Source organism: Streptomyces sp. NPDC053076 (assembly GCF_044546845.1).
Classification (GTDB): domain Bacteria; phylum Actinomycetota; class Actinomycetes; order Streptomycetales; family Streptomycetaceae; genus Streptomyces.
In genome coordinates this window covers 1,172,060-1,197,006 of the sequence record NZ_JBITZL010000001.1, presented here as the reverse complement: position 1 = coordinate 1,197,006, position 24,947 = coordinate 1,172,060, and the positions used below count along the sequence as shown (strand labels likewise).

Below are 24,947 nucleotides of genomic sequence, written 5' to 3'. Positions count from 1 at the left end.
CACGACCATGCCCTCCCGGACGGTGAGGCGCAGGGCGAACGGCAGGGGTGGTCCGCTGCCCGGGCGGGCAGTGATCGGGACGGAGATCATGTGCCGTGCGCCGGGAACGGCGTGACGATCCCGGGGTGATCACCCCGTCGGCGGACGCGGCACGCGGTACGGATGCATCCGGCCGCCTTCGGTGTTGACCGTGGCGGACGTTCGTTGGACCGACGAAGGGACAGCAGGAAATGCCTCTTGACGGCGAGTACGAGCCCAGCCCGACGCAGTGGGTGCGCGAGCAGGTCGAGCTGTACGAGAGTTCCGGCGGGACGAAGGGCACGACGCTGCGCGACACGGGGATGCCGGTGATCGTGCTGACCACGCGGGGTGCGAAGAGCGGGAAGATCCGCAAGACACCGCTGATGCGGGTGGAGCACGACGGCCGGTACGCGGTGGTCGCCTCCCTCGGCGGTGCGCCCAAGCATCCGGTCTGGTATTTCAACGTCAAGTCCGACCCGCACGTCGAGCTTCAGGACGGCCCGGTGAAGCGGGACATGCGGGCCCGGGAGATCACCGGGGCGGAGAAGGCCGAGTGGTGGGAGCGGGCGGTGGCCGCGTTTCCGCCGTACGCCGACTACCAGCAGAAGACGTCCCGGGAGATCCCGCTCTTCGTGCTGGAACCTCTCGACGGGAGCTGATCCGGTGGTGACCGCTGCGCCGGGAGCCGGTCCGCCGGGAGCGGCCGATTCAGGCCGGGCACCGGCCCGTTTCAGAAAAATCTGTTCCCGGCACGTGTGAACCGGCTCCCCCGCGGGCACTCGTGCGTCAGGCCCCGCCGCGTTCCCCCGTCGCGGCGGGGCTTTCGTGTGCCTCGTCCGCGGGCCGGTCGGTGACATCGAGGAAGATCTGGTCGGTGTCGGGGAACGTCCGGGCGAGGGACCGCTTGATGCGTACGGCGACCTCCTCGACCCGTTCGCTGTCCAGGCCCGGGACCAGGTCGATGCGCGCGGCGACCAGGGTGGAGTCGAGGCCCATCTTCATGGTGAACAGAGCCTCGACGCTGTCGATCTCGGGCTGTGCCCGCAGCAGTGCCCGGATCCGGCCGCTCATCTCGGGGTCGGCCGCCTCACCGATCAGCTGGGCACGTGCGTCGCGGCCGAGCCGGTAGGCGACGTAGACCAGCAGGACACCGATCGCCAGCGAGGCGGACGCCTCCCAGACGACCTGCCCGGTCGCCATGTGCAGGGCCATGCCGATCATGGCGAGGGTCACACCGATCACCGCCGTGCCGTCCTCGGCGACCACCGTGCGCAGCGCCGGATCCCGCAGTCCGCCGAGGCCGCCGCCCTGCCGGCGCACCTGGTGCAGGGCCCGCAGCAGCGACAGGCTCTCGGCGATCAGTGCCACGCCCAGCACGATCAGACCCGCCACATAGCCGCTGAACTTCTCCTCGGCCCCGCCGCGCAGGGCCTCGAAGCCCTGGAAGAAGGAGAAGCAGCCGCCCATCACGAAGATGCCCACGGCGGCGAGCAGGGACCAGAAGAAGCGCTCCTTGCCGTAACCGAACGGGTGCCGGCTGTCGGCCGGACGGCGGCTGCGGCGCAGGGCGGCCAGCAGGAAGACCTCGTTGAGACTGTCCGCGACCGAGTGCGCGGCCTCGGACAGCAGCGCCGGCGAGCCGGCGAGGATGCCACCGACCGCCTTGGCCACGGCGATCACCAGATTGGCGCCCAGCGCGACGAGGACGGTGACCTTGGTGTGCCGGTCGGCCTTGGAGCCGGGCCGCGCCGGTGGCGCCGCCCCGCTCCTGGTGTCCGCCGTTCGCGCTCCGCCGTCCCCGTCGGGTGCCGGTGGTGTTTCCGGACCCGAGGCGTGTACCGGTCGCGTTGCGCTGTTCTCGGCCGTACGTGCGGCCGTCTCCCGTTCCGAGGATGTCCCGCTCACCCTTCGCCGACTGCCCCCGACCGGGCGGCTCACACCGTGCGGGCCGCGCGAAACGGGGAACGCGTCGGGCAGGAGAACCCGGGCGGCGAGGAGGAGAGATGGGCGAGGACGGCAACAGCGCTTACGGACACCGCACGTTCAAGAGGTCCAGGAGCCACTTCGGCGACCGGATCACCGCCGACGGCCGGGACGGCTGGCCGGTGGCGGCTGACCGTTACCGGCTGGTGGTCTCCCGGGCCTGCCCGTGGGCGAGCCGGGCGGTGATCTCGCGCCGCCTGCTGGGGCTGGAACCCGCGCTCTCACTGGCGGTCGCCGATCCGGTCCAGGACGACCGCAGCTGGCGGTTCACCCTGGACCCGGGCGGCCGGGACCCGGTGCTCGGCATCCGGTTCCTGAGCGAGGCGTACGACAAGCGGGAGACCGGTTACCCGGGCGGGGTGAGCGTGCCCGCGATGGTGGACGTCCCCAGCGGGCGCCTGGTCACCAACGACTACCAGCGCATCACTCTGGACCTGGCCACCGAATGGACGGCCCTGCATCGCGCCGGTGCGCCGGACCTCTATCCGGCCGGCCGGCGCGACGAGATCGACCAGGTGATGGCCGACGTGTACGAGGACGTGAACAACGGGGTGTACCGGGCCGGCTTCGCCACGCACCAGAAGGAGTACGAGGAGGCGTGCGCCGGGGTCTTCCGGCGGCTGGAACTGCTCGGCGAACGCCTGTCCGGACAGCGGTATCTGGTCGGTGACACCCTCACCGAAGCGGACATCCGGCTGTTCACCACCCTGGTCCGGTTCGACGCCGTCTACCACGGCCACTTCAAGTGCAACCGCTGGAAGCTGGCGGAGCACCCGGTGCTCTGGGCGTACGCCCGGGATCTGTTCCAGACGCCGGGATTCGGCGACACGGTCGACTTCGACCACATCAAACGCCACTACTACCAGGTGCACACCGGCATCAATCCCACCGGCATCGTGCCGCTCGGCCCGGATCTCGCCGGGTGGCTGGGTCCGCACCACCGCGAGGAACTGGGTGGCCGGCCGTTCGGTGAGGGCACGCCGCCGGGACCGGTGCCGCCGGGCGAACGAGTGGCCCCACAGGGACAGCCCGCATGAGGGACGTCTGACGAGGAAGTAGTCACCCATGGCCAAGAACAAGAAGAAGAAGCTCCCTCTCGCCTACCAACCGGTCGGATTCGTGCTCAGCTGGGCGGGCGGCGCACTGGCCGGGATGGCCTTCCGACAGGCGTGGAAGGCGATCCGGCACGAGGACGACGCGCCCGACGCCCTGGACCCGGACCGCGGCTGGGGTGAGATCCTGCTGGCCGCGGCGGTCCAGGGCGCCATCTTCGCGGTGGTGCGCAGCGCCGTGGACCGCACCGGCGCCAAGGCCATCGCCCGCTCGACGGGCGTCTGGCCGGCGACCGACAAGGGCGGCCGGGACTGAGCCGGTCGGCCGGCCCGACTCCGGCGGGCCGGCCGACCCCGTCGCCGAGACTCCCGTCCGCCGGCGTCCTGCTGTCGGCGAGGCACCCGTGCGCGACGGTCAGCCCTGTCGCCGAGGCCCCCTCGCGCCGACGGGTCAGCCCTGTTTCGGGGCCGCCGGGGGCAGCAGGCGCAGGGTGAAGGAGTGCCCGGCGGGGTCGGCGTAACCGCGCTCCTCGTACGGCCCCGCCGCGTCCCTCGTCTCGATCGGCCGGCCGCCGAGCCCCACCACCCGCCGCTCGGCCGCGTCCAGGTCCTCGACCAGGAAGTCGAGGTGGGCCTGGAGGGAGTTCTCGGGGCGCGGCCAGCTGGGCGGGGTGGCGTTCACGTCACGGCGGAAGGCCAGCCGGGCACCGTCGGCGCCCCGGATCTCCACCAGGTTGGCGGACTCGGCAGTCCGCTCGCCTTCCAGCAACTCCCTGTAGAACTCGGCGAGTTTCTCGGGCTCGGCGCAATCAAGCACGATCACGCCCGCTTTCACCAGTGCCATGGATCCTCCCGGGAAGTGTCCTCTTCCCAGCGGATATCCCGGGCCGTCGGATTCAGTCGGCGGCCAGCCACTCCCCGTCCCGCATCAGCTCACGCCCGCGCAGCTCGTTCTCCTCGCGCCACGCCTGGATCCGCTGCGGGATGACCACGAAGTACAGGTACCGGGCGGCCAGTTGGCGCGGGTCGAAGCCGGTCTTCCCGGCGAAGACCTCGGCGTCCTCCTCGGGCAGGTCCTCGGGCGTCACCGCCCGGACGGCACCTTCGACCAGGACGACGTCCCGCGTGGGGCCGATGCCGAGCCGGGCCCTGCCGGTGGCCGCGAGATTGCGGCCGGTGGGGCTTTCGGCCGGGGTGGCGATCAGCAGCGCGGTGCCGTCCCACACGAACGAGAGCGGCACGAGATACGGGGCCGCGCCGTCGGGACCGGCGGTGGCGACCCAGGCGTCGACGTCGTTCTCCAGCCGGTGGAGGGTGTCCTTCTTGCGCTGCTCCGCGGAGCGGGCGGGGGGCGGGGTCATGGCGTGCGGCCTCCTCTGAGTGATCGTCCCGTTCAGTGTGGCCGTGGGCCCCGGTTCACGCAGGGAGTTGCTCCAGGCGTGTCCGGGCCGCGGCGAGGAGCAGGTCCAGGGCGGCCGGGTAGGAACTGGTGCGCATAGTCATGACCAGGTGCCGGGCGGTGGCCGCGATGTGCGGGTGGGTCTGGGCGGGCAGCCGGCCGTAGGTGGTCCGCCACACCTCCGCCTCAGCGTCGCGGGCGGGTCGCGGCAGGGCGGTGCCCGCGGAGTCCAGGGCCCCGAAGGCGAGGGCCTGGTCCACGAACGCGGCCTCCCTGGGACGTGCTCGGCTCCTTACGACAACACCGTTGACCCGTTGAGTGCCCCGGTAGTTTCCTGTCCGGTCACCGGGGCCGACCACCGGGGCCCCCGCGGTGCGAGCGGAGAGCCGGCCATGAACGACAGAATCCGTCCAGCGGGACGACCCCCGCGGGTCCCGGGCTGCGCCGGTCCCTGGGTGTGCGGACGGTATCGCCGTCGCCGCGTCCAGTACGGCGGCGACCACCGGCATCGGCATCGGGCTCGGGGTGCCGGCTGGGCGATGGGGCCCCCTGTCCGAGCGAAGCCGAGAACTCGGGGGACGATGCGCAAGTCGCCCTGCTTCCGCACCGGCGCGGGCACCGACGCCGACTCGCCGAAGCCGCTCGCTCCCTCCCACTGACCCACACCGACCCACACTGACCCACACCGACCCACCAGGATAGGCATCATGCACGCTGACCTGCTCTTCACCGGCGGCCCCGTCCTCACCCCCGAGGGCCGTACCGCCACCGCCGCGGCCGTCACCGGCGACCGGATCACCGCCGTCGGGCACGCGGAGGTGCGCGAACTCGCCGGACCGCGCACGGAGGTGGTGGACCTGGCCGGGCGGCTGCTGCTGCCCGGTTTCCAGGACGCGCACGTCCATCCGGTGCCGGCCGGGCTCGAACTGTCCCGGTGCGATCTGACCGGGGCGACGACGGCCGAGGAGACCGTGGCCGCCGTACGCGCCTACGCCGACGCCCACCCGGAGCGGAAGTGGATCCTGGGCGGCGGGTGGTCGATGGAGGCGTTCGCGGGCGGTACGCCGTCGAAGGAGCTGCTGGACGCGGTCGTTCCGGACCGGCCGGTGTACCTTCCCAACCGGGACCACCATGGCGCCTGGGTCAACAGCCGCGCGCTGGAGCTGGCCGGGATCGACCAGCTGACCCCCGATCCGGCCGACGGGCGAATCGAGCGCGACGCCCTCGGAGAGCCGAGCGGCACCCTCCAGGAGGGCGCGATGCAACTGGTCGGCCGGCTCACCCCGGCCGCCGGCCCTGCCGACCGGCTGGCCGCGCTGCTGCACGCCCAGCGGCACCTGCACGCGCTCGGCATCACCGCCTGGCAGGACGCCCTGGTCGGTGACTTCATCGGCATGGACGACCCGGCGCAGGCGTATCTCGCCGCCGCCGCGGAGGGTTCGCTGACCGCCCGGGTGGTGGGCGCCCTGTGGTGGGACCGGGAGCGCGGGGCCGAGCAGATTCCCGAACTCGTGGCGAGGCGGGAGGCGCTGAGCCGGGGCCGGTTCCGGGCGGGCACGGTGAAGCTGATGCTGGACGGCGTCGCCGAGAACCACACGGCAGCGCTGCTCGACCCGTACCTGGACCGGTGCGGATGCACCACGGCCAACCGCGGCAAGAGCTTCATCGATCCGGAGCGACTTCCCCGGTTCGTGACCGAGTTGGACGCGCTCGGCTTCCAGTGTCACTTCCACGCGCTGGGCGACCGGGCCGTACGGGACGCGCTGGACGCGATCGAGGCGGCCCGGACCGCCAACGGACCGAGCGACACCCGGCCGCACCTCGCGCACCTCCAGGTCGTGCACCCCGACGACGTGCCTCGCTTCGCCCGGCTCGGCGCCACCGCGAACATCCAGCCGCTGTGGGCCGCGCACGAGCCGCAGATGGACGAGCTGACGATCCCGTTCCTCGGACCCGAACGGGCCGCCTGGCAGTACCCGTTCGGGGCGCTGGCGCGCTCCGGGGCACGGCTCGCGGCGGGCAGCGACTGGCCGGTGAGCAGCCCTGATCCGCTCCAGGGAATCCATGTCGCGGTCAACCGGGTGGAGCCGGGCGGCACCGGGCCGGTGTTCCTGCCGGACGAACGGCTGAGCCTCGCCGACGCGCTGACGGCGTACACGGCCGGATCGGCGTACGTGAACCACCTCGACGACAGCGGCCGGGTGGCCGTCGGCGCGCTCGCCGACCTGGTGGTTTTGGACCTCGATCCGTTCGCCGGGCCGCCGGAGACGATCGCGGAGACGACCGTGGCACTCACCTACGTCGGAGGTGCGTGCGTGTACGCCGCCGAGTGACCTCGTCCCGGTGGCGGATGCGGGTACACCGCCGACCGACCCCGTCCCGGTGGTGCGTGACGTGGCGCGGGACCGTCGTGGCCGGTGGTGCGGTTCCCGTATCCGGTCGGGCGCCGCCCGGCCCCGGACGCCCGGTCGGCGCCCTCAGTCGCAGCCGACGCCCTTCTTCAGCAGCGGCCACGCCTCCACGCCGGCGGTCGTGCGGACGTAGACCGTCGTCCTGGCGTCCGTCAGCCACAGCCGCCGGCCTGCGAGGTGGTACCCGGTGTCGTGGGCGTCCGCCGGCATGCGGACCTTCGCCCGGTACGGCGCCCGGAGCAGGCCGTCCCGGCCCAGGACGCCGTCGGGGTCGCGGGCGTACATCCGGTCGTCCAGGATGAGGAAGTGGGCGGACTGCCAGCCGCAGTGCTCGGACCCCGGCGTGCTGCTGACCCGGGTGACCGGTACCCGCCGGCCCCGGCGGTCCGTCCAGATCTCCCAGTCCGTGGTGTCCGTGAAGCTCGCGGGGAGTTCGGCCGGGTCGCAGGAGGCGTTCGTCTCCGGTCCCCAGCCGGGCCGGTCCTTCTGGTCCTTGGCCACCACGACGGCCACCTTGGTCCGTCCGCCGACGTCGTAGGAGTACAGCACCCGGTCCGCCTCCGTGCGTTCCGCGCGGTAGCCGTGGTCGGGCTGCTCCGGTTGGCCCATGTCGAAGTAGAGGGCCAGCCCCTCTTCCGGTGTGGCACCGCCGTCGGACACGCTCCACCCGTCGGGTCCGGAGCCGTCGAAGATCTCCCCGTCGCACTCCAGTGCCCGGCCGGCCGCCCCGGAGGCCAGGCGGAGCGCACGCGGGCCGCTCCCGTCGAGCCGCGCGGTGGGCACGTGGAGCGGGCCGGAGTACGCGGTCGCCGGCGGGGTGCCCTTCACCACCAGGTCCGGGCGGGGGCCGTCGTCGCAGCCCACCACCGTCACAGCCGTCAGCACCGCCGTCGCCACGAGCCCCCTGCGCATTCCCGCCCCTGTCCTCCGCTGTTTCCGTGTGGCCCTTCGACGCCGGGGCGAGCCGGAACGTTCAGCGGACCCGCCGGAAGGTCCTGCGGTACGGAACTGGCGGAGTCCGGCAAGCTGAAGGCGACGATCGCCGGGACGTTCCCGCTGGCCGACGCCGTGAAGGCGCACGAGCGGGGTGAGAGCGGCCGCACGACGGGCAAGCTGGTACTCCTGGCGGACTGAGCCGCACCCGTCGTAGCCGCAGCGAAACTCGAAGACATATGTCAATCGAACATGCTCAAATTCCTTTCAACGAGGGTAACTTGACGATCGAGAAGTGACATCGGGGCGCGGGTGGGAGGTGGGGCCGAGGTGCGACACGAACCCGTACCTCTCACCCGGCAACTGGGCATGTACGCGTACCGCGGGCACACCGTGCTGGAGTTGCGGGGCGAGATCGACATCGTCGCGGCCACGGAGATCGGCCCGTTCCTCGACCGCGTCACCGGCCGGGCCGGCGCCCGGGTCGTGTTCGACCTGCGACCGGTGGAGTTCTTCGACTGCTCGGGGCTGCGGCTGCTGTACCGGGCGCGCGTCCGGGTGCTGGAGCGAGGGGGGCAGCTGCGCCTCGTGTGCACGCATCCGCTGACCCTGCGGGTCTTCCGGGTCACCGGCCTGGCCCGGCTGCTGCCCCCGCACCCGGACCTGGACGCCGCCCTGAGCCGCTCTGGAGCCGCCTCCGGCTCACTGTGAGCGCCACGACCGGAGCTTCTCGGGGTTCAGCACTGCCCAGATGCGGTTGATCCGCTCGCCCACGACGTCGAACGCGTACACCGACACGATGGTGCCGTCCGCTCGGGCCACCAGCCCGGGCCGGCCGTTGACGGCGCACTCATGAAGCGTCAGACGGCCGTCGGGGGTGCGGGCGGCGAAGAAGCGGGCGACCTCTTCGGCGCCTTCCACCGGGTGCCGCAGGGCCGTGACGACTCCCCCGCCGTCGCCGATGGCGGTCGCGGCGGGGTCGAGAAGGCCGATCAGAGCGTTGATGTCCTTGGCCTCCCAAGCCTGCTTGAAGTCCCTGACGACGCGGGCCCGCTGGGCCGCGGTCGGCTCGGGAGCCCGCGCGGCGCGGATGCGGCGGCGGGCCGAGGACGCCAGCTGGCGGCAGGCCGCCGGGGTGCGGCCGACGATGTCGGCCACCTCGGTGAAGGGATAGCGGAAGACGTCGTGGAGGATGAACGCGACGCGTTCGGCCGCGGTCATGGATTCGAGCACGACGAGGAAGGCCATGTCGACCGACTCGTCCAGCGTGACGCGGTCCGCCGGGTCGGCCACGGCGCCGTCCCACGGCCCGTCCCACTCGGCGCGCTCGGGCAGCGGCTCGGGAATCCACGCACCCACGTAACGCTCCCGCCGGGCCCGTGCCGAACCCAGCACGTTCAGGCATATCCGGCTGGCGACCGTCGTCAACCAGGCGCCCACCGACTCGACGGCCGCCCGCCGGCTGTCGGACATCGCGTACCACCGGACGTAGGTCTCCTGGACCACGTCCTCGGCCTCGGACAGGGAACCGAGGAGGCGGTAGGCGAGGTTGATCAACCGGCGCCGCTCACCCATGATCACGTTCAAGGTCGGATCCAGTTGATCCGGTTCGATACGGCTGTCCCCCGGTCCCGGCTGGATGGTCATGGCCCTCATCTTCCTTGGTGGCAACAGCTCTCGGCTGTATGACCGGCCGGCCCCGTGGAATGTCAGGTCACAGCGCCGCCTCACATTCCGCGGGGCCGCCCGGTCGTAGACAGCGGAACGACACTGCTCCGCCGGTGGCCGCACCGGGGAGAACCCACGGAGGAAGAACACCGATCATGGATCCCATCGCCGTCTCGATCATCTACTACAGCTCCACCGGCACCGTGCACGCTCTGGCGCAGGCCGCCGCGGAGGGCGCCGAGAAGGCGGGCGCGCAGGTGCGCCTGCGCAGGGTCGCCGAAACGGCCCCGCCCGAGGCGGTCGACGCCCGGCCGGAATGGGCGCAGCACCTCGCCGACACCGCCGACATCCCCGTGGCCCGAGGCGACGACCTGGAGTGGGCCGACGCGGTGCTGTTCGGCTCGCCGACCCGCTTCGGCAACCCGGCCGCCCAGCTCAGGCAATTCATCGACACCACCGGGCCCCTGTGGTTCCAGGGCAAGCTCGCGGACAAGGTGTACTCGGCGTTCACCGCCTCCAACACGGCTCACGGCGGACAGGAGTCCACCATCCTGGCGCTGTCGAACACCTTCTACCACTGGGGCGGAATCATCGTGCCGCCCGGCTACACCGATCCCGTCCAGTTCCCATCCGGCAATCCCTACGGCACTTCGCACGTGGCCGGTGACGGCCGGCCCGGCGAGGTGGCCTCGGCCGCGGCCCACCACCAGGCCCGCCGGGTCGTCACGATCGCGACCGCGCTGAAGGCCGGCCGTTCCGCCTGATCCCGCACGCGATGCCGGCGAGGCGCAAGGCCCACAGGCCGGCGGAGGCACGCCATCCGCCGGCCGTTCGGGCAACACGTCGGTCTGTTACGGCCATTGGCGGGAATCCGGTCAGCAGGAAGGAGGACCGTCCCGATGACGACTTCCGTCAGACGTCTGCCGGGCTGGGCCAAGGCCGTGGCGGCGCTCGTACTGGTGCTGGCCGTCCTGTTCGCCGGGATCCGGCTGGCCGTACTGCCGGGCATCAAGGACCTGTTCGGCACCGAGACCCATGACCGCTCCGGACCCGCTCTCCTCAAGTCCGTCCAGGACATGAGCCGTTATAACGCTGCCTCGGGCAACTTCCAGGTCGTCGTGGACCTGGACAAGGACGCCAAGTTCCTGCCCGACGCCATCCGCGGCTCCCGCACCCTGTACGTCGGCGCGGGCACCGTGGAGGCGTACGTCGACCTCGGACAGGTCGGTGAGAAGGACGTGACGGTCGATGACGACCGTACGTCCGCCACCCTCCGTCTGCCGCACGCACGGCTCGGCAGGCCGGCCCTCGATCCCGACCACTCCTACGCCGTCTCCAAGCAGCGCGGGCTGCTGGACCGGCTGGGCGACCTGTTCTCGGACAATCCCAACAGCGAGCAGGCCGTGCAGAAGCTCGCCGTCCGGCACATCGGGGACGCGGCGAAGAGCAGCGGGCTGACCGCCCGCGCCGAGAGCAACACCACCGGCATGCTCCAAGGTCTGCTGCGCTCCCTGGGCTTCCGGGAGGTGCACATCTCGTACCGCACGGCGGGCTGATCAGGAGCCCAGCACGCCCGGCAGGGCCAGCGCCCCCAACATGGTCGCGCCCACCAGCAGCCAGGCCACGTAGTCGCCGACGTGCCCGGACTGCAGGCGCCTGAGGGGCGCGGCCCAGTCGGGGGCGGCCACCCAGCGCGGGCGGGTGACGGCGAGACCGGCGAGGGCCACGGCCAGCACGGTGGAGGCCACGCCCAGCAGCACGCCGTGCACGGTCCAGTGCACCAGGACGTGGGCGCCGCCGGAGCCCGTCTCGTTGACGGAGCGGGCCACCAGGTTGCCGAAGCCGGGGACGACCCCCATGGCGAGGGCTGCGGCGAGCAGCACGGCGGGCACGGTCGTCATGGTGTCCGGGATCCGGCTGAGCAGGCCGGAGGTCTCGGGTTCCTCGTCGGAGCCGCTGGTCTCGTACTCCGCGTCCTCGGGGCGTGGTCCCAGGCCCCAGAACACGCGGGCGGTGACCCGCAGGACGGCGCCGGCGGTGATCGCGGAGGCGGCCACGTACACCACGGTGAGCGGACCGCCGACCGCCTCCTCGGTGACGGCTTTGCCGAGTGCCGTGCCGAACGGAGGCAGGCCGGCCAGGCCCAGGGAGCCCACGGCGAACATCACGGCGGTGGCCCGCAGTTGCCGGGCCCGGCCGTGCAGGGCGTGCTCGTCGACGCTGCCGAACCGGTCCAGGAGGGCGCCCGCGCAGGCGAACAGCGCGGCCTTCACCCCCGCGTGCCCGAGGAGGTAAAGGGCCACCCCGTCGTCGCCCTCGGGGGTGAGGATGCCGAGGCCGACGAGGAACAGGCCGGTGTGGGCGACGGTGGAGTAGGCGAGGAGCCGCTTGATGTGCCGCTGGTACCAGCACATGACCGCGCCGATGGCGGCGGTGAGGACGCCGAGCGTCACCAGGGCCCGGGTCAGGTCGGCGGCGGGGATGCCGCCGGGTCCGGCGAAGACGGTGCCGTACACCCGCCAGACCCCGTAGGCGCCGAGTTCGACCATGACGCCGGACAGGAGCATGCAGACCGGGGTGGGGGCGACGGCGTGGGCGTCCGGGAGCCAGAAGTGGAAGGGGACGGCCGCGGCCTTGACCAGCAGACCGGTGAGCACCAGCACGAAGGAGGCGAGGACCAGCGCGTCCGGGCCGCCGTGGGCGGTGGCGTCGAGCCCACGCCCGATCTTCGTCATGGCCAGTTCGCCGGTACGGGCGTACAGCAGGGCGATGCCCATCAGCATGGCGTACGCACCGAGGGAGTTGACGACTCCGAAGGTCAGGGCGCCCTGGACGGCCTTCGCCTCGTCGATGCGGTAACCGGTCAGGGCGTAGGCCACCACGCTCATCAGCTCGAAGAAGACGAACGCGTTGAACAGGTCGCCGGCGATGGCGAATCCGCACATGGCGCCCTGGAAGACCAGCAGCAGCGCGGTGAACGTGCCGGTGTGGCCGGTGGGAGGCTCGTCGAAGTAGCGCCAGGAGTAGGCGAGGGCCGCCAGGGTCAGCAGTGAGACCAGGGTGGCCATGCCGAGCGCCGGGCCGTCCCCGACGACGAGGATGCCGACGCTCTCGCCGCCGACGGGCAGCCAGCCGCCGACCCACTCGACCATCGGCGGTGTGGAGTTCAGCAGCAGCAGGAGCGCGAGGGCGGTCGTGGCGCCGCAGACCACGAAGCCGGTGATCTCGGCGAAGAGCCGGGGCAGATGGCGGCCCGTGACCACCAGCAGGGCGGCCCCGAGCAGCGGGACCGCGACGAGCAACGGGAGCAGGTGGTGCATCAGCCGCGCAGCTCCCGCAGCTCGTCGGGGTCGACGGTGCCGTGCCGTTTGGCGATCTGCAGGACGAGGGCGAGCAGCAGTGCGGTGACGGTGGCGCCGACGACGATGTCGGTGAGGGTGAGGGCCTGCACCACCGGGTCGACCACCGGCCGGGAGCCGGGCTCGATGTCGGAGAAGACGGGCGCGGTGGCGCCGTCGCGGTAGCCGACCGCCAGCAGCAGGACATAGGTGGCGGACTGGCAGACCGCGAGACAGCCGACGGCGTGGATGAGGTTCCGGCTGGTGGCGAGGCCGTAGCAGCCGGTCAGGAAGACATAGACGGCGACCAGGTAGGGCAGGACGTGCATCACTGTTCTCAACTCCCGTGCTCCTCGTCGATCTCGACGGCCTGGTCGAGGAAGTGGGCGAGCAGGACGACGACGGCGCAGGCCACCTCGATGCCGATGGCCGCGTTCAGCAGGGGGACGGCGCCTCCGGAGGACAGCGTGTTGAAGGTGCCGTACGGCAGCAGCGTGTTGGCCAGGAACGCGGTGCCGGCCAGGACGGAGGCGAGGCCCAGCACGAGGTAGGCGCAGACGGCGAGCGCGTCGGAGGTCTCGTAGAGGCCGAGCGGGCGGACGCGTTCCAGTGCCCGGTAGTCGGCGCCGAGGTAGAGCAGGTGCAGGGCGGTGGCGGCGACGACCCCGCCCTGGAAGCCGCCGCCGGGACTGAGCTGGCCGTGGGCGACGACGTACAGGCCGGTGAGCAGGGCGACGGGCAGTACGAGCAGAGCGTAGCGGCGGACCGGAAGGGCCACTTCGGCGGGTTCGGGCCGGGCCCGGTGCTCGTCGTGGCCCTGGCGCAGCAGCACCACGCAGCCGAGGACGGCGGCGAACAGGATGCTCATCTCGCCGAGGGTGTCGTAGGCGCGCTGGTCGAAGTTGACCGAGGAGATGGTGTTCGCGGTGTGCCGGGCGAGGGAGGCGTGGACGGCCCGGTCGCCGTACGGGTGCCGCTCGCCGCCGAAGCCGGGCAGGTCGAGGCAGGCGGCGACGAGCAGGGCGGCCAGGCCGGCGCCGCCCACGGCCAGGAGCCACAGTCGCAGCCGGTTCACTTCGCCTCTTCCTTCGACCGCCCGCGGCGTCTGATCTTGCGCACGCACAGCATGATCAGGAGCGGGGTCAGCGCGGAGCCGACGGCCAGCTGGGACAGGCCCACGTCCGGGGCCTGGAGCACGGTGAACAGCACCGCCAGCACCACCCCGAGGACGGACAGCACCAGCGCCTGGCGGGCGGGATCGCGCTGGGCCACGGCCGCCGTGGCGGAGGCGGCCACCAGCAGCAGGGCGACGACGATCACCGGGTCGGACACGGCGCGCCTCCGCTCAGCTCGTCAGCCACTTCGCACTCCCCGGATCCCGCCCGCCAGCGCCCGGGAGGCGATCACGTTGCCGCCGATCAGCAGGGCGCCGATCACCAGCAGCTTCACCATCGCCCGGCCGGGCCCGACGGCCGCGCACAGCGCGGCGACGACCACCGCGCCCAGCCCGGCCGCCGACCAGGTCAGCCCCCAGGTGCGCGCGCCCTCCTCGGCGAGGTCGGCGGAGAGCAGCCGGGCGAAGACGAGCGTGCCGACCGGGCCGAGCAGGGCGAGCAGCAGGGCGAGGTCGACGTAGGCCGGGCGGCCGTAGCCCTGGGCCAGGAGCAGCAGGGCCGGGCAGACGGCGGAGGTGGTCATGTTCTGGGCGACGACCCGGCGGGCCGTCGGCCCGGTGCTCACGCCCCACAGGGCGGCGGCCCCTCCCCCGCCCAGTTCGACGGTCGCCGCGAGGATCCAGCCGTTCACCGCCAGGTCACCGCCCGCCGGCCGAGCCGGGCCAGGACCGCGCCCACGGCGGCACAACTCGCGCCGACGATCCGCTCCAGGGTGTCGACCGTCGTGATCAGCACCAGCCACAGCAGCGCCAGCGCCGCCCACCAGGCCAGGAGTTCTCCGGCGGCGAGGAGCACCGCGCGGGGAGCCGCACGGCGGTTCATGCGGCACCTCCAAGGTCCGTTGCGCTCGGGTCCGCGGCGATGTGTCCGGAGTGCCGCTGGGGGCATCCAAGCACCGCCGGACCCGGCGGGAGCGGCGGCACGCGGGTCCGCACCCACTGTGCCCCCCAGGCGGGAACGGAAACCCAGGTGCGCGCCCGGGGTCTTCGCGGCGGCGATGTCCCGGCTCCGCCGCGCCCGGCCTTCGGCAAGCGGCGGCATCCCGGCCCGGATGCCGGGTAACCGCCCTACGACCCGGCGAAGTTCAGGAGGATCCGATGGCCCGTACCGCCTTGCGCCTGCCCGCGGTTCTGCGCGCCTCCGGCAAACGGCAGCAGACAGCACCGGCCCGTACCGCCCCGCGCCTGTCCACGGTTCTGCGGCCCTCGCGCAAGCGGGCGGAGCAGACCGGTCCGACGGTCGCGCGGCACGCGCTCCCCCTGCCCCTCCGGCTCCTGGCGATGCTGGTCGCCTTCGCTTTCATGGTGGCGTTCGCCGTGGTCCTGGCCCGCCTCACCCTGCAACCCTCCCCGGCCTCGGTGGCACTGACGCACAGCAACCTGCATCCCGGCCGGTCCCTGAACGCCTATCTGGAGCACGGGCAGTTCCGGGACACCGTCAAGCAGATCGGCGGGAACGTGCTGCTCGGCGTGCCGTTCGGGGTGCTGGTACCGGTACTCGCCCCGCGTGCCCGGGGGATGCTGCGCGTACTGGTCCTCACGGCGCTGGTGATGCTGATGGTGGAGCTGGCACAGGGTGCGCTGGTCACCGGGCGGGCCTTCGACATCGATGACGTCATCCTCAACACGTCCGGGGCGCTGCTGGGCTGGCTGCTGCTGGGGCGGCGGCTCGGGCGCGGGGTGCACCGGCGGGTGCAGGAGCCGGAGGCCGAGTGAACGTCAGCATCAGGTCCAGGCCAAACTCTTGACGCCCTCTTATCTCACTCCTTAAATCAAGAGGCGTCACACACCCCCCACCGGAACGGAGAGCCATGGCCTCCCCCCGTCTGCTCCGCAGATGCCTCCTCGCCGTCCTGTCCGCCGCGCTGGTCGGCTCCGCCGCCGTCGGCCCGGCGCGGGCCCAGACCGCCGCCCCGGCGGCAGCCGCCGTCACCACCTTCTCCGACACCTTCGACGGGGCCGCCGGCTCGGCGGTCAACGGCTCGAAGTGGACGCTGGAGACCGGCGACAACGTCAACAACCACGAGCGGCAGTACTACACCTCGGGCACGAAGAACGCGGCCCTGGACGGCCAGGGCCATCTGGTGATCACGGCCCGCAAGGAGAACCCGGCCGGCTACCAGTGCTGGTACGGCAGCTGCCAGTACACCTCCGCCCGGCTGAACACCGCCGGGAAGTTCAACGCCCAGTACGGCCATGTCGAGGCGCGGATGAAGATCCCGCGCGGGCAGGGCATGTGGCCGGCCTTCTGGATGCTCGGCACCCCGGTCAACTGGCCGGACTCGGGTGAGATCGACGTGATGGAGAACGTCGGCTTCGAACCCTCGACCGTGCACGGCACCATCCACGGCCCCGGGTACTCCGGCTCGGGCGGCATAGGCGCCGGCTACTCGCTGCCGAACGGGCAGGCGTTCGCGGACGCCTTCCACACCTTCGCCGTCGACTGGGCGCCCGACTCGATCACCTGGTCGGTGGACGGGCACGTCTACCAGCGGCGCACCCCTGCCGACCTGGGCGGCAAGACGTGGGTGTTCAACAAACCGTTCTTCCTGATCCTGAACCTCGCGGTGGGCGGTTACTGGCCCGGCGACCCGGACGGCTCCACGCAGTTCCCGCAGCAGCTGGTGGTGGACTCGGTGTCGGTGACGACGAGCGACAGCGCCGCCGGGGTGCCGATCCGGGGGCTCGCGGGCAAGTGCGTGGACGTGGCCGGCGCGAACCCGGCGAACGGGACCCCGGTCCAGCTCTACGACTGCAACGGCACCGGGGCGCAGACGTGGACCGTCGGATCGGACGGCACTCTCCGGGCGCTCGGCAAGTGCCTCGACGTCACGGACAACGGCACGGCGGACGGCTCGACCGTCCAGCTGTGGGACTGCGGCGGCGGTCCCAACCAGAAGTGGGTCGTCTCCGGGGCGCAGGACATCGTCAACCCGCAGGCGAACAAGTGCCTGGACGTCGCCGGGAACAACTCGGCCAACGGCACGCGGCTGCAGATCTGGACCTGCACCGGCGGCGCCAACCAGAAGTGGACGCTCGGCTGAGTCCTCGGCTCAGCGCGGCTTCCAGGTGTACTTGTCGCCACCCACGAAGCGGACCACGTCCGGATCGTCCAGATCATGGATCGGAATGCCGTGGGAGGCGGCGGTCTCCAGCACATCCGTGACGGTCCTGGCCTCACCGACCACCTGACCGTCGATCTCCATGATCCGGAAGGGTGGGTCGCCGTGCCGGCCCGGGCAGACGCCGAGCACCAGGATCCGCGGCTGGGAGATGTGGGGGGCTCCTTGTTCCGTCATGCGATTCAGCGTAGAACGCGAGGTGGGCCGACGGCTCATCCGCGCGAGCCGTCCAGGAGATCGAGTACGGCAGCCTCCACCGCCCCCTGCGTGGCCGGACGGCCGAAGTCCCCGTGTTCACCCAGCCGGGTGAGCGCGGGGGCCACGGTCACGGAACCGCTCGTGGTGCGGGTACTGGCGGCGCCCGGCCGCGTCGGTGCCGGCGGCCTGGGGATGGCCGTCGGGCCAGGGGCAGATCCACACGTCACGCCGGGCGGGCGGGATGGTCACGGCCCGGATGCGGGCGAGTTCCCCGGGGGTCGGTGAGGGGCGCGCCGGTGCTGTCGACGTAGCGGAAGCCCCGGCCGCAGCGGACGCGCCGGTGGCCGGGGCCGTCGCAGGAGCCGGTCCGCAGTCGCCTCGGGGCCTCAGGGACGGCGCCAGTCGTCGCTGGTCAGATGGGAGCCGGCCTGTGGGCCCATCCGCAGCATGCCGCCGTCGACGCTCCAGGAGGCGCCGGTGACATAGGAGGCGTCCGGGCTCGCGAGGAACGCGATCACCGCGGCGACCTCACGGGCGTCGCCGGGCCGGCCGAGCGGTACACCCGGTCGGCGCTCGGTGCGCACGTCGGTGTCCTCCTGGCCGGTCATCGGGGTGGCGATCTCGCCCGGCGCGACCGCGTTCACCGTGATGCCGTGCTCGGCCAGCTCCAGGGCCATCACCTGGGTGAGCAGCCCGAGCCCGCCCTTGGCCGCACAGTACGGGGCCGCGCCGACCCGGGGCTGGTGCTCGTGCACGGAGGTGACGTTGACGATACGGCCGCCGTCACCCTGCCGGATCATCTGCCGCGCGGCCCGCTGCCCGAGCAGGAAGGGGCCGACGAGGTCGACGTCCAGGACCCGGCGCACGTCGGTCAGGGTCAGGTCGAGGAAGGGCGTCATGGTGCCCGTACCGGCGTTGTTGACCAGGACGTCGATCCGGCCCAGCTCCGCGCAGAGCGTGTCCACGGTGTCGGCGGCCTCGGGCAGCCGGGTCAGGTCCAGCTGGGCCACGGCGGCCCGGCGGCCGTGGCCGCGCACCTCCTCGGCCGTCCTCTCGGCGCCCTTCTCGTCGGAGTGCCAGGTGATGCCGATGTCCAGGCCCGCCTCGGCCAGGCGTACGGCGGTGGCTCGGCCGATGCCGCTGTCCGCGCCCGTGATCAACGCCGTTCGCCGCGCGACCGGTGTGGACATGGTTCGCCTCCTCAAGGGGATCGCGTGAAATGCGTCATCGCAGTACCCGGGAGTGGGGCTGGCAAACGGGTCCGCCTGCCGGTTCGGGGACGTCCCGGGTGGCGGATGCGCGCAGGGTCGCTCGCGGTTCCCCGTGCCCCTTCAGGGCGTCTGAGGCAATCTTGGTTCCATGGAGCCTGTGGCTGCTCTGGAGCGGATCGCCTTCTTGCTGGAGCGAGCCCTCGCGCCCACGTACCGGGTGAGGGCGTTCCGTACCGCCGCCCGGGTGCTCGCCGCGCTGCCCGGGGACGAGGTCGCCGAGCGGGCGGCGGCGGGGACGCTGGAGTCGCTGAAGGGGGTCGGGCCGAAGACCGCGCAGGTGGCGCGGGAGGCGCTGGCCGGTGAGGTGCCCGGGTACCTGCGCAAGCTGGAGGCGGCGGCCGACGCCCCGGTCGGCGAGGAGGTGGCCGGGGCCGGCCTGCGGGCGCTGATCCGCGGGGACTGTCACACGCACTCGGACTGGTCCGACGGCGGCAGCCCGATCGAGGAGATGGGGCGGACGGCGGCCGAGCTGGGGCACGAGTGGACCGTGCTCACCGACCACTCGCCACGGCTGACCGTGGCCCGCGGACTGTCGGCCGAGCGGCTGCGCGAGCAACTGGAGGCGGTGGCGCGGCTGAACACGCGCTGGGCGCCGTTCCGGCTGCTCACCGGCATCGAGTGCGACATCCTGGAGGACGGCTCACTGGACCAGGAACCGGAGCTGCTGGAACGGCTGGACGTGGTCGTGGTGTCCGTGCACTCCAAGCTGCGCATGGACGCCCGGTCCATGACCCGCCGGATGGTGGCCGCCGTGCGCGATCCGCACGCGGACGTCCTCGGGCACTGCACGGGGCGCCTGGTGACGGGCCGGGGGCGGCCGGAGTCGCAGTTCGACGCGGACGAGGTGTTCGCCGCGTGTGCCGAGGCGGGGACGGCCGTGGAGATCAACAGCCGGCCGGAGCGGCTGGACCCGCCGCGGCGGCTCCTGCGCCGGGCGGTCGAGGCGGGGGTGCTGTTCGCGGTCGACACCGACGCCCACGCGCCCGGCCAGCTGGACTGGCAGATCCTCGGCTGCGCCCGGGCCGAGGAGTGCGGGGTACCACCCGAGCGGGTGGTGACCACCTGGTCGGCCGAACAGTTGCTGGGCTGGACGCGCGAGGGCCGGGTGCCGGCGCGTGCGGTGGGTTCCTGACCCGCCCGGCGTGGTACCCGGACCGGAACGAGCACGCCAGGAAAGGACCCCGCATGGAACGAGCCGCCGTCTTCGATGTCGACGGGACCCTCGTCGACACCAACCACCTGCACGTCGTCACCTGGTGGGAGGCTTTCCGCCAAGCCGGCCACGACGTGCCCATGCACGCCGTGCACCGGGCCGTCGGCCTCGGCTCCGCCGACCTGATCGCCCACCTGCTCGGCGACGACCGCGACCGGGACCGGGACGACGAGCTGAGCGCCGCGCACAAGGCCCTGTACGGCCAGTACTTCGACCGGCTCCCCGCCCTGCCGGGCGCCGGGGATCTGCTGCGGCGGCTGCACGGGGACGGCTGGACGGTGGTCCTGGCCACCTCGGCGAGCGGGGCCGAGCTGGGTGCGCTGCGCCGGGCCATCGACGCGGACGACGTCATCGCGGACACGGCGAGCGCCGAGGACGTACGGCAGGGCAAGCCGGCCCCCGAACCCGTGGAGCACGCGTTGGAGCTGGCCGGGGTCCCGGCCTCGCGGGCGGTGTTCGTCGGGGACACCGTGTGGGACATGCGGGCGGGCAGCAAGGCGGGGGTGCGCTGTGTGGGCGTGCTGAGCGGCGGGATCCCCCGGGCGGACCTGGAGGAGGCGGGCGCGGAGACGGTGTACGCCGACCCGGCCGACCTGATGGCCCGGCTGGCCGACAGCCCGCTGGCCTGAGCGGTCCCGCAGGTGACGCAGGTCACGGGTGGGCCTGGAACACCACAGCGTGGTTGCCCGTTGAACCAACCGTGGGTGCGGATGGGACAGTGTCCCCGGGCCTCACCTTTTGCCCACAGGGACGATCGTTCGGCTGAAGCCCTGTGGAGCCTTTCGCCGAGAGGCGACCGCCATCCGCGCCCACCACCTGACCGCCCCGGCCGTGAATCCCCCGTCATGGCCGGGGCTCTCTTTGTGCCGTCCGTGACGGACGGCAGCGCGTGTGCCGTCCCGGCGGCCGGGTACCCGGCCGCTCGTCGCAGCGTCCGCCGCGCCGACGAGAGGAGCCGAAGGTGAGCAGCTCAGCGGGCAGCAGAATCGTCGTGACCGGCGCCACCGGCAATGTCGGGACGAGTGTGGTGCGCCTGCTCTCGGAGGATCCCGAGGTCAAGTCGGTGCGGGGACTGGCCCGGCGGACGCCCGAGTGGTCGCCCGCGAAGACCGAGTGGTCCGCCGTCGACATCGGCTCGGACCAGGCGAACCTCGCCGAGCGGTTCGAAGGCGCCGACGCCGTCATCCACCTGGCCTGGGCGTTCCAGCCGACGCACGATCCGGCCACCACCTGGCGGACCAATGTGCTCGGCGGCATCCGGGTGTTCGAGGCGGTCGCCGCGGCCCGGGTGCCGGTCCTGGCGCACGCCTCCTCCGTCGGGGCGTACTCCCCGGGGCCGAAGGACCACCCGGTGGACGAGTCCTGGCCGACGCACGGCTGGCCGGACGCCGCGTACTGCCGCGAGAAGGCGTACCTGGAGCGCACCCTGGACGTGTTCGAGCGCGACCATCCCGAGGTGCGGGTGGTCCGGATGCGCCCGGCGTTCCTGTTCAAGTGGCAGTCGGCGAGCGAGCAACGGCGGATCTTCGGCGGGCGCTTCCTGCCCGGTCCGCTGGCCCGGCCGGATCTGCTGCCGTTCCTGCCGGACATCCCGGGCCTCAGGGTGCAGGCCCTGCACACGGACGACGCCGCCGATGCCTACCGGCTCGCGGTGCACTCGGACACCGCCCGGGGCGCCTTCAACCTGGCCGCCGACCCCCCGCTGGACGCCGGGGTGCTCGCCGAACTGCTCGACTCCCGTCCGGTCCGGCTGCCGCGTGCGGCGGCCCGCTCGGCGATCGCCGCCGCGTGGGGGCTGCGCCTGCTGCCGGCCTCTCCGCACCTGTTCGACGCCGTGCTGAGGCTGCCGCTGATGGACTGCACGCGGGCGCGCACCGAGCTGGGCTGGCAGCCCCGGCGCACATCGACCGAGGTGATCCAGGAGTTCCTGGAGGGCCTGCGGCAGGGCGGCGGGATGGAGACCGAGCCGATGCGGGGGCGGAAGGTCGGCTGAGCGGACCGACCCCGAAATTCCAAGGAGGAACGGAGAACACCATGACCATGCGCCAGCAGGGAACCGGTAGCGGATCCGGACCCGACGAGACGCCGGTACCCAGGGACCTGCCCGATCAGCAGGCCCGCCCAGGGGACGACCCGTGGGACGTCCCCGGGCACCCGGTCGACGACGAGCCGGACGAGGAGACCGCGCCGGACCCGGACGAGGCCGGTGCCGGACCCCGTGGCGCGCCCCGCACGGGCACGGTGCACCCCGAGCATCCGGCACCGGACGAGCCGTCGGCGTAGTTCCCGCGCTTTTGGGAGACCGCGGCTCCGATCCACCAGAGCGCCATGTCCATTTTGCGTGGATACCCTGTGAAGTGTGATCGAGTCTGGACGGCTGCGGCTCCGTCGGCCCCACGACCGGGGGCCGCTCGTGCTGCTGTCGCCGGTGATCCTGACGGTCGTCATCGCGAGCCTGGCATATGCCACTCCCCCGGACATGGCCTTCAGTCGCCTCCTGCCCGCGGCGCCGGCCCTCGCCGCCGCCATGTGGCCGGTGCTCCCCACCGTCCTGCTGGGGACGGTCTGCCTCTTTCTGATGATCGGCCTCAGCGTCGTGTTCCCCGACCTGGGGACATGGTGGACGGCTTCGGGGATCATCGCGGTCACCGTGGCGGCAGCGTACGGCAGCCATGTCCGGCTCCAGCGGGAGCGGACCCTCTTTCACGTGCGGCTGGTCGCCGACGCGGCGCAGCAGGTGGTGCTGAGTCCGATGCCGTGCCGGTTCGCGGGCGTCGAGATCGAGTCGCTGTATCTCGCGGCCGCGGCGGAGGCCCGTATCGGCGGGGACTTCTACGAGGTGGTCGACACGCGGTTCGGGATCAGGCTGCTGATCGGCGATGTGCGCGGCAAGGGCCTGCCCGCGGTGGGGGCGGCCGCGGCGATCGTCAACTCCTTCCGGGAGGCGGCGTACAGCGAGGCCGACATGGTCGCCGTGGCGCGCCGGCTGGATGCCAGCAGCACCCGTTACAACGCCGCCTTTCCCCCCGAGGGGCCGATGGAGCGGTTCGCCACGGCCCTTCTCGTCGAGATCCCGCACGGAAGCAGACGCATCGAGATCCTCAACTGCGGACACCCCCCACCGCTGCTCCTGAACCGCGGGGAACTCCGTGTTCTCGAGCCCACCGCTCCCTCGCCGCTGCTCAACCTCGCGGAGCTGATAGGTGATCACTACAGTATCGACACCTTCGGCTTCGCCCCCGGCGACCTGCTGCTTCTCTACACCGACGGGGTCGCCGAGGCGCGCGCCCGCGACGGTGAGTTCTTCCCGCTGGCGGCCTGGATGCGCCGGCAGTCTCCGGCGCCGCCCCGTGAGCTGCTCACCGCCCTTCACCGCGACCTCCTCCTCTACAGCAGAGGGCGCCTCGACGACGACATCGCCGCCCTGGCCGTACGCCTGAGCGGGTCTTCGGAGTAGGCGCAAGCGACCGATCAGAGCGCCGGTTCACACTCCCGGGCGAGGCGGACAGCTCTGCCGAGGCGGCCGCCACGCAGGCCGGTCCGTGCCGGCATGCGCCGAGGCCGTGTGCCGAGCCGCGAGGGCCGTGCAAGGCACCGGCTCAGTGCGGGGCGCGTTCCTGGAGGGCGGTTCGCCAGGCGGGCAGCCGGTCCTCGGCGGCCGGTTCGGGGCGTCGGCCGCCACCGGCGAAGAAGTCGGCCAGTGGCAGGATCGCGGCGCCGACGGTGACCGCGTCCGGGCCGAGCCGGCCGAGGTCGATGGTCACCTTGTCGGCCGGGTGGCGCAGCGCGTACGTCGCCGCGTGCCGGCGGACAGCCGGCAGGAAGCGCGTGCCGAGCTGGAGCCCGGCCCAGCCGCCGATGAGGATCCGCTCGGGCTGGAAGAGGTTGATCAGGTCGGACAGGCCGGCACCCAGGTACTCGGCGGTCTCCTCCAGGACGGCCAGCGCGATCGGGTCGGGCGCGGTGCCCTCGGGCGGGTAGGCCGCGGCGAGCATCGCCGTGAGTGCGGTCTCCTCGTCGGTGCCCTCGGGCGGCCGGCCGCCCTCCTCGCGCCAGCGGGCCAGCAGCGACTCGGCCCCGGCGTACGCCTCCAGGCAGCCGGGGGCACCGCAGCGGCAGCGGCGCCCGCGCACCCGGACCGTCAGATGCCCCCACTCCACGGCCCGCCCGTGCTCCACCTCGGGGGTGACCAGGCAGGCACCGACACCGGAGCCGAAGAGCACGACCACGGCGTTGCGGGCGCCGCGCCCGGCGCCGAACCACATCTCCGCCTGGCCGAGGGTCTTGGCGCCGTTGTCGATGAGGTACGGCACCCCTTCGGGGAGCTGGGAGGCCGAGCGGAGCAGCTGCTCCAGCGGGACCGCGTCCCAGCCGATGGTCTGCCCGTGGACGACGGCACCCCGGTCCGGGGTGTGCTCGACGATGCCGGGGACGCCGATGCCCACACCGAGCAGCCGGTCGGGGGCGGCCCCTTCGGCGGTGAGGACCTCGGCGACGCCGTCGCGGATGTGACCGGCGATCACCTCGACGTCGTAGCCCTGTGGTGTCAGGGGCCGTTCGACGCGGGCGAGTTCGGTCAGGGCCAGGTCGAACAGCTCGACGCGGACGCGGGTCTCGCCCACGTCGACGCCGATCATCTGGCCGCTGTGCGGGGCGACGCGCAGCAGGGTACGGGGCCGGCCGCCGTCGGAGTCGACGCTGCCGGCCTCCTCGACCAGGCCGTCGGCGACCAGGTCCGCCACCACGTTGCTGACCGAGCCGGAGCTGAGTCCGGTGGCCGGCCCCAGCTCGAAACGGCTCAGCGGGCCGTCGAAGTACAGCCGCTGGAGCACCGCCGTGCGGTTGCCTCGCCTCAGGTCGCGTACTGTGCGTCCGTTGCGCCCCGCCATGTGGCTCCCTTCACGAACCGTGCCCGACCTGCAACATACCCCTTCGAGCAGCCGGGGCGCGACATTTCCACACACCTTAGTTCACGATGTGAGCTAAGACGCGGGCACGTGAGGGCATCCGCGCGGCGACACCTTCCTCGCGTGATGCCGTCCGCGCGGCGACAGCTTCCTCGCGTGATGCCGTCCGCGCGGCGACACCTTCCGGCGCCGCGCTCCGCCGTGTCCACCGGCGCCGGTCGGCGGCGACCGGTGCCGGTGGACCGGATGCCGCCACC

The 24,947-nt window shown here is 72.6% G+C and carries 29 protein-coding genes and 3 pseudogenes; 16 read left to right on the top strand and 16 right to left on the bottom strand.

All coding sequences use genetic code 11. The features are described from left to right. The first annotated feature begins 230 nt into the window (after positions 1-230). Entirely contained in the window at positions 231-680 is a 450-nt protein-coding gene (locus ACIGYR_RS04905) for a nitroreductase family deazaflavin-dependent oxidoreductase (protein WP_391837695.1), read from the top strand. A gap of 127 nt (positions 681-807) precedes the next feature. Here the strand turns inward: ACIGYR_RS04905 and ACIGYR_RS04900 are convergent, their stop codons facing one another. After that, positions 808-1,926: a cation diffusion facilitator family transporter gene (locus ACIGYR_RS04900; protein ID WP_399603076.1), complete on the bottom strand. Its 1,119-nt coding sequence runs from the start codon at positions 1,924-1,926 to the stop codon at positions 808-810. Positions 1,927-2,024: 98 nt separating this feature from the next. On the opposite strand from ACIGYR_RS04900, the gene ACIGYR_RS04895 reads away from it, so the two are divergent. Further along, positions 2,025-3,041, top strand: a complete 1,017-nt coding sequence (locus tag ACIGYR_RS04895; RefSeq protein ID WP_399603074.1) for a glutathione S-transferase family protein — start codon at positions 2,025-2,027, stop codon at positions 3,039-3,041. A gap of 28 nt (positions 3,042-3,069) precedes the next feature. Further along, positions 3,070-3,372, top strand: coding sequence for a DUF4235 domain-containing protein (locus ACIGYR_RS04890; RefSeq protein ID WP_391837701.1), 303 nt, complete (start codon positions 3,070-3,072; stop codon positions 3,370-3,372). A 135-nt stretch (positions 3,373-3,507) separates the two neighbouring features. Here ACIGYR_RS04890 and ACIGYR_RS04885 read toward each other — a convergent pair whose 3' ends face one another. From ACIGYR_RS04885 to ACIGYR_RS04875, 3 genes are read right to left on the bottom strand one after another with little or no spacing between them, the layout of a single operon-like run. Then, entirely contained in the window at positions 3,508-3,900 is a 393-nt protein-coding gene (locus tag ACIGYR_RS04885; RefSeq protein WP_391837702.1) for a VOC family protein, read from the bottom strand. Positions 3,901-3,952: 52 nt separating this feature from the next. Continuing rightward, entirely contained in the window at positions 3,953-4,417 is a 465-nt protein-coding gene (locus ACIGYR_RS04880) for a pyridoxamine 5'-phosphate oxidase family protein (protein ID WP_399603071.1), read from the bottom strand. Between the two features lie 55 nt (positions 4,418-4,472). Beyond that, complete coding sequence (locus ACIGYR_RS04875) at positions 4,473-4,715, bottom strand: hypothetical protein (RefSeq protein WP_399603069.1); 243 nt, start codon at positions 4,713-4,715, stop codon at positions 4,473-4,475. Between the two features lie 179 nt (positions 4,716-4,894). On the opposite strand from ACIGYR_RS04875, the pseudogene ACIGYR_RS04870 reads away from it, so the two are divergent. Together ACIGYR_RS04870 and ACIGYR_RS04865 are read left to right on the top strand one after the other, a co-directional pair. Further along, positions 4,895-4,992: pseudogene (locus tag ACIGYR_RS04870) on the top strand (APC family permease); the annotation flags it as partial. A 170-nt stretch (positions 4,993-5,162) separates the two neighbouring features. Further along, positions 5,163-6,788, top strand: coding sequence for an amidohydrolase (locus ACIGYR_RS04865; protein ID WP_399603066.1), 1,626 nt, complete (start codon positions 5,163-5,165; stop codon positions 6,786-6,788). Positions 6,789-6,932: 144 nt separating this feature from the next. Here the strand turns inward: ACIGYR_RS04865 and ACIGYR_RS04860 are convergent, their stop codons facing one another. After that, a complete protein-coding gene (locus ACIGYR_RS04860; protein WP_399603064.1) occupies positions 6,933-7,778 on the bottom strand; it encodes a hypothetical protein in 846 nt (281 codons plus the stop codon). Positions 7,779-7,871: 93 nt separating this feature from the next. Between ACIGYR_RS04860 and ACIGYR_RS04855 the strand changes: the two are divergent. Together ACIGYR_RS04855 and ACIGYR_RS04850 are read left to right on the top strand one after the other, a co-directional pair. Continuing rightward, positions 7,872-8,000: pseudogene (locus tag ACIGYR_RS04855) on the top strand (zinc-binding dehydrogenase); the annotation flags it as partial. Between the two features lie 129 nt (positions 8,001-8,129). Beyond that, positions 8,130-8,510 carry an anti-sigma factor antagonist gene (locus ACIGYR_RS04850; RefSeq protein ID WP_399603062.1) on the top strand — a complete coding sequence of 127 codons (381 nt, stop codon included), beginning with the start codon at positions 8,130-8,132 and terminating at the stop codon, positions 8,508-8,510. On the opposite strand, the gene sigJ is transcribed toward ACIGYR_RS04850, so the two are convergent. Further along, positions 8,502-9,446 carry an RNA polymerase sigma factor SigJ gene (gene sigJ, locus ACIGYR_RS04845; RefSeq protein WP_399603059.1) on the bottom strand — a complete coding sequence of 315 codons (945 nt, stop codon included), beginning with the start codon at positions 9,444-9,446 and terminating at the stop codon, positions 8,502-8,504. The two genes, ACIGYR_RS04850 and sigJ, sit on opposite strands and share 9 nt — an antisense overlap. Positions 9,447-9,622: 176 nt before the next feature. Here sigJ and wrbA point away from each other — a divergent pair, with 176 nt between their 5' ends. Next, complete coding sequence (wrbA, locus tag ACIGYR_RS04840) at positions 9,623-10,231, top strand: NAD(P)H:quinone oxidoreductase (RefSeq protein WP_399603056.1); 609 nt, start codon at positions 9,623-9,625, stop codon at positions 10,229-10,231. A gap of 135 nt (positions 10,232-10,366) precedes the next feature. Beyond that, the gene (locus tag ACIGYR_RS04835) at positions 10,367-11,023 is read left to right on the top strand and encodes a DUF4230 domain-containing protein (RefSeq protein ID WP_399603054.1); all 657 of its coding nucleotides are present in this window, start codon (positions 10,367-10,369) and stop codon (positions 11,021-11,023) included. Here the strand turns inward: ACIGYR_RS04835 and ACIGYR_RS04830 are convergent, their stop codons facing one another. From ACIGYR_RS04830 to ACIGYR_RS04805, 6 genes are read right to left on the bottom strand one after another with little or no spacing between them, the layout of a single operon-like run. Further along, a complete protein-coding gene (locus ACIGYR_RS04830) occupies positions 11,024-12,787 on the bottom strand; it encodes a complex I subunit 5 family protein (RefSeq protein ID WP_399603053.1) in 1,764 nt (587 codons plus the stop codon). Further along, on the bottom strand, positions 12,787-13,134 hold the full coding sequence (locus ACIGYR_RS04825; protein WP_201837993.1) for a sodium:proton antiporter: 348 nt from the start codon (positions 13,132-13,134) through the stop codon (positions 12,787-12,789). Before ACIGYR_RS04825 ends, ACIGYR_RS04830 begins: the two co-directional genes overlap by 1 nt. An 8-nt stretch (positions 13,135-13,142) precedes the next feature. After that, on the bottom strand, positions 13,143-13,880 hold the full coding sequence (locus tag ACIGYR_RS04820; protein ID WP_399603051.1) for an MnhB domain-containing protein: 738 nt from the start codon (positions 13,878-13,880) through the stop codon (positions 13,143-13,145). Beyond that, a complete protein-coding gene (locus ACIGYR_RS04815) occupies positions 13,877-14,137 on the bottom strand; it encodes a Na(+)/H(+) antiporter subunit B (RefSeq protein WP_391837724.1) in 261 nt (86 codons plus the stop codon). Before ACIGYR_RS04815 ends, ACIGYR_RS04820 begins: the two co-directional genes overlap by 4 nt. Before the next feature lie 21 nt (positions 14,138-14,158). Then, positions 14,159-14,611, bottom strand: a complete 453-nt coding sequence (locus ACIGYR_RS04810) for a monovalent cation/H+ antiporter complex subunit F (protein WP_399603047.1) — start codon at positions 14,609-14,611, stop codon at positions 14,159-14,161. Continuing rightward, positions 14,608-14,802 carry a hypothetical protein gene (locus tag ACIGYR_RS04805; protein WP_391837728.1) on the bottom strand — a complete coding sequence of 65 codons (195 nt, stop codon included), beginning with the start codon at positions 14,800-14,802 and terminating at the stop codon, positions 14,608-14,610. The genes ACIGYR_RS04810 and ACIGYR_RS04805 overlap by 4 nt, the downstream gene beginning before the upstream one ends. 275 nt (positions 14,803-15,077) lie before the next feature. On the opposite strand from ACIGYR_RS04805, the gene ACIGYR_RS04800 reads away from it, so the two are divergent. Together ACIGYR_RS04800 and ACIGYR_RS04795 are read left to right on the top strand one after the other, a co-directional pair. Continuing rightward, a complete protein-coding gene (locus tag ACIGYR_RS04800; RefSeq protein WP_391837730.1) occupies positions 15,078-15,695 on the top strand; it encodes a VanZ family protein in 618 nt (205 codons plus the stop codon). A gap of 95 nt (positions 15,696-15,790) precedes the next feature. After that, entirely contained in the window at positions 15,791-17,023 is a 1,233-nt protein-coding gene (locus tag ACIGYR_RS04795) for a ricin-type beta-trefoil lectin domain protein (RefSeq protein WP_399603043.1), read from the top strand. A gap of 9 nt (positions 17,024-17,032) precedes the next feature. Here the strand turns inward: ACIGYR_RS04795 and ACIGYR_RS04790 are convergent, their stop codons facing one another. The 3 genes and pseudogenes from ACIGYR_RS04790 to ACIGYR_RS04780 all read right to left on the bottom strand — a co-directional run bounded on the left by ACIGYR_RS04790 (position 17,033) and on the right by ACIGYR_RS04780 (position 18,489). Next, positions 17,033-17,278: a hypothetical protein gene (locus ACIGYR_RS04790; RefSeq protein ID WP_391837734.1), complete on the bottom strand. Its 246-nt coding sequence runs from the start codon at positions 17,276-17,278 to the stop codon at positions 17,033-17,035. Between the two features lie 132 nt (positions 17,279-17,410). Beyond that, positions 17,411-17,672: pseudogene (locus tag ACIGYR_RS04785) on the bottom strand (DNA topoisomerase IB); the annotation flags it as partial. A 13-nt stretch (positions 17,673-17,685) separates the two neighbouring features. Next, on the bottom strand, positions 17,686-18,489 hold the full coding sequence (locus ACIGYR_RS04780) for an SDR family oxidoreductase (RefSeq protein ID WP_391837736.1): 804 nt from the start codon (positions 18,487-18,489) through the stop codon (positions 17,686-17,688). Positions 18,490-18,658: 169 nt separating this feature from the next. On the opposite strand from ACIGYR_RS04780, the gene ACIGYR_RS04775 reads away from it, so the two are divergent. The 5 genes from ACIGYR_RS04775 (at position 18,659) to ACIGYR_RS04755 (ending at position 23,240) form a co-directional block, all read left to right on the top strand. Beyond that, positions 18,659-19,702, top strand: a complete 1,044-nt coding sequence (locus tag ACIGYR_RS04775) for a PHP domain-containing protein (RefSeq protein ID WP_399603039.1) — start codon at positions 18,659-18,661, stop codon at positions 19,700-19,702. 53 nt (positions 19,703-19,755) lie between these two features. After that, positions 19,756-20,412 (top strand): HAD family hydrolase, encoded by a 657-nt coding sequence (locus ACIGYR_RS04770; protein ID WP_399603036.1) that lies wholly within the window; start codon positions 19,756-19,758, stop codon positions 20,410-20,412. Positions 20,413-20,744: 332 nt separating this feature from the next. Next, entirely contained in the window at positions 20,745-21,776 is a 1,032-nt protein-coding gene (locus tag ACIGYR_RS04765) for an SDR family oxidoreductase (protein ID WP_391837741.1), read from the top strand. A 41-nt stretch (positions 21,777-21,817) separates the two neighbouring features. After that, positions 21,818-22,066, top strand: coding sequence for a hypothetical protein (locus ACIGYR_RS04760; RefSeq protein WP_399603033.1), 249 nt, complete (start codon positions 21,818-21,820; stop codon positions 22,064-22,066). Between the two features lie 76 nt (positions 22,067-22,142). Further along, on the top strand, positions 22,143-23,240 hold the full coding sequence (locus ACIGYR_RS04755) for a PP2C family protein-serine/threonine phosphatase (RefSeq protein WP_399603031.1): 1,098 nt from the start codon (positions 22,143-22,145) through the stop codon (positions 23,238-23,240). A gap of 142 nt (positions 23,241-23,382) precedes the next feature. Here the strand turns inward: ACIGYR_RS04755 and ACIGYR_RS04750 are convergent, their stop codons facing one another. Next, entirely contained in the window at positions 23,383-24,672 is a 1,290-nt protein-coding gene (locus ACIGYR_RS04750) for an ROK family protein (protein WP_391837745.1), read from the bottom strand. Positions 24,673-24,947 lie beyond the last annotated feature (275 nt).